At 51.7% G+C, this 3,145-nt stretch carries 3 protein-coding genes; all 3 read right to left on the bottom strand.

The genetic code is table 11. From position 1 onward, the window contains the following. Positions 1-292: 292 nt before the first annotated feature. On the bottom strand, positions 293-790 hold the full coding sequence (gene rfaH, locus V7D78_RS16660) for a transcription/translation regulatory transformer protein RfaH (protein ID WP_333609578.1): 498 nt from the start codon (positions 788-790) through the stop codon (positions 293-295). Between the two features lie 23 nt (positions 791-813). Next, entirely contained in the window at positions 814-2,232 is a 1,419-nt protein-coding gene (locus V7D78_RS16665) for a capsule assembly Wzi family protein (protein WP_333609579.1), read from the bottom strand. A gap of 129 nt (positions 2,233-2,361) precedes the next feature. Beyond that, a partial coding sequence (gene rfbB / locus V7D78_RS16670) for a dTDP-glucose 4,6-dehydratase (protein WP_333609580.1) occupies positions 2,362-3,145 on the bottom strand: 784 nt, incomplete at its 5' end.

Below are 3,145 nucleotides of genomic sequence, written 5' to 3' on the forward strand. Positions count from 1 at the left end.
GGGTAACTGCTTGAACTGTTCGATTTGCGCTGGTGTAGGTTGTTGTGCTGTAACTGCCCCGGCGAAACCGAGGGCGGCGCTACAGAGCATCAGGGAACGTAAAAGATTCTTAGACAACCACATTAAAATCATTCCATTTCAGTTAGTTATATTTAAAACAGCGGCGCTCAGGCACGCTACCGCCACTGAGTTATGCGCCCCAGGGCTTAAAATCCACATTTTATAAGGGCGCGATTATAGCTTAATTCGCCCAAGGGTATTACAGCTTTTCGGCTTTTTTATGACAACCGGGTTATTTTGTTTTAGCCAGTTGCTGGTTATCCAGCGTTAAGCGTAATTGCTGACCTAAAAAAGTTAACAACACCAGGCTGCGGCTGTCGCCATCGGCCAGTTCGAAAATGGCATTTAAACTGGCAAAAGGACCGGATAAAATCTGTATGGTGTCACCCGGCATAAAGGGTTGCTGTGCTGTTAATTGCTGCTGCAAATGCAATTGCTGTGTTAGCAAACTTTGCACTAAGGCAGAGGGGATACGCGCCAGGCTATCACCAAAACGGACCAGCGCCGCCACGCCACGGGTGCTGCGAATAGCGGTAATGTTAAGCTCGGCCTGGCTTTTTAAAAAAAGGTAACGGGGAAATAATGGCTCGGTGCGTTGGATTTTTTTACCGGCACGCAGCACATTAACGGTGATCATGGGCACAAAGCTGTCGAAGCCCTGATTAAGCAGTTGTTGCTGCGCCCGCTGCTCCTGCCGCGGTTTGCAGTAAACCAGATACCAATCATCCATAATTCAGTCCTTTAACGCAGCCCCTACCAGCGCCATTGCATGGTCATGGCAATAGTGTGCTCAAAAGTGTTGCTTTGCTCTGTGCTATTGTTGGCATTATTGTCATTGCTATTGGCTGAACCTGACATGACTGCCGGGCTGTGGCTTTGCCGGCTCAGTTGATAATCGACACTTAACAAGCCTTTTAACAAGGCTTGTTGATAGCCGCCGCTTAAGCGGCTGACGGCAGTTAAACCCGTGGATTGCTCGCCTTGCTGGCGGGATAACTGCACATAGCCACTTTTGCCACTGGGGGTATGGATATTTAACCCTGCCTGCCACTGGTTGCTCAGTGGTAAAGGCGTAACGCTCAGCGGCTGATATTGCCAAAAACTATCGCCTTGTTGCAGGCGTTGGTACTCGGCAAAAAGCTGTAATTGCAAGTGCTGATTACCAAACTGATAGTCAGTGCCGACTAACCAGCCGTGCTGTTGCTCTGCGGCTTGCTGGCGCGATAATTCGGTATAAATACCATGCGCCGATGACAGGCTGTAACGCAGATCGAGCGCATATACCCGGCTGGCCTCTGGCTGAACGGCAGCCGCTGGCGGGTTGCTGCTAGTTGCTGCATCTGCGTGACGTAAATAACGGCTGCTCAGGCCCAGTTGCAGCTTATCGATGGGCCGTAAATCGAGCCGGGCGGCCACAAAACGCCGCTGCGATAATACTGCCTGGCTGGCGTATTCACCCACTTGCACATTAACATTAACCGGCCCCAGCCAGTCTAGGCTGTGATGCAGCGGTACTAAGCTGTTTAGGCGGCTGATGGCCAGGGTTTTGGTCGGGCGCTCGAGGTTATTAAACATAAAGCTGCTGTGTTTGGCCGGGCCCCACCATTGGTTTTGTTGCGACGCGCTAAGCACCCAGTTGCCCAGCGTATAGGCGGCATAGCTGCCATCCCAGCTGCTGTGATTAGCACTGCTTAATGCTTGTGGTTGCTCTGAATCGTTGGTAACGACATCAGGTTGCCAGGCGCTTTGCCGGAACTGTTTGCTGACACCTATAGCCCAGCTGTCACCTTTGAGGCTGCTGCCAAGGCTCAGAGCGGCTTTTTGCAAATACTGCTGGCCTGTGCCTGCTTCTGCCAGCGGCCTGTTACTTGCCATTAACACCAGGTGCTGACTGTGGCTTTGAATTGCAAAGCCGGCTGCCGCCTGCACGCGTAAATAGGCTAATAACTGCACATCGCTCATGCTGCTGGTGTCGGCTTGCGCTAAGTCTTGCATCAGCGGCAGCCACATTAATGGGTAGGTATTAACCGGGGCACGAATGTAGCCGGCATCGGCCAGTAGCGTAATACTGGTGCGCAGGTAACGATCATCGGCATTTACCCAAGGGGTCGCATGAGCTGCCACAGAAAATGAAACCAGGGTAATAGCAAATAAAGCATGAACTGAAGACATAGCTAGGGTGTACATCCTGTAGCGACTAGGCAAAACGCTGCTGATGGTAACAAAGGCATGGGCTGGAGGCAAGCAGCTTACCGGCGACATGCCTATATTTACCGCACTACTGACTTGATTGCGCAACACTTAAACAGTGCCATTGTGAAGGTATTGCAAGTACCACTGCACGGTTTTTTTAAGGCCTGTGCTAAAGGTTTCGGTGGGAACCCAGCCTAGTTCGCGCTGTAGTTTGCTGGCGTCTATGGCATAGCGTTGATCATGGCCGGGGCGGTCTTTTACATGAGTTATAAGTGTTGAGTGTTGAGTGTTGAGTGGGTAGCCGCGTTCATGGATTGGTGCTAGTTCGTCCATTAGTTCGCAGATGGCCTTTACCAGGTCGATGTTTTGTACTTCGTTGTGACCGCCGATGTTGTAGGTGTCGCCGATGCGGCCTTTGCTGTATACCAGCCAGAGTGCACGGGCGTGATCATCCACGTACACCCAGTCGCGCACTTGCTTGCCATCGCCATAGATGGGTATGGCTTTACCGGCTAAGGCATTGCTAATGGTTAACGGGATCAGTTTTTCCGGGTATTGCCAGGGACCGTAATTGTTAGAGCAGTTGCTGATAACTACCGGTAAACCATAGGTGCGATGCCAGGCACGCACTAAATGATCGGCACTGGCTTTGCTGGCGGCATAAGGGCTGCTGGGGGCGTAAGGGGTGTGCTCGGTAAATAACGCCGTGGTGCCATGCAAATCGCCGAACACTTCGTCGGTGGAGATATGCTGAAATACAAAATCAGCGTTTTTTAACTGGCTATAATAATGCCGGCTGGCTTCCAGCAAGGTATAAGTGCCCACTATATTAGTGTGGATAAAGGCGGCCGGGCCGGCAATGGAGCGATCAACATGGCTCTCTGCAGCCAGG

The sequence above is a fragment of the Arsukibacterium sp. genome, from assembly GCF_036735525.1.
Taxonomy (GTDB): Bacteria; Pseudomonadota; Gammaproteobacteria; order Enterobacterales; family Alteromonadaceae; genus Alishewanella.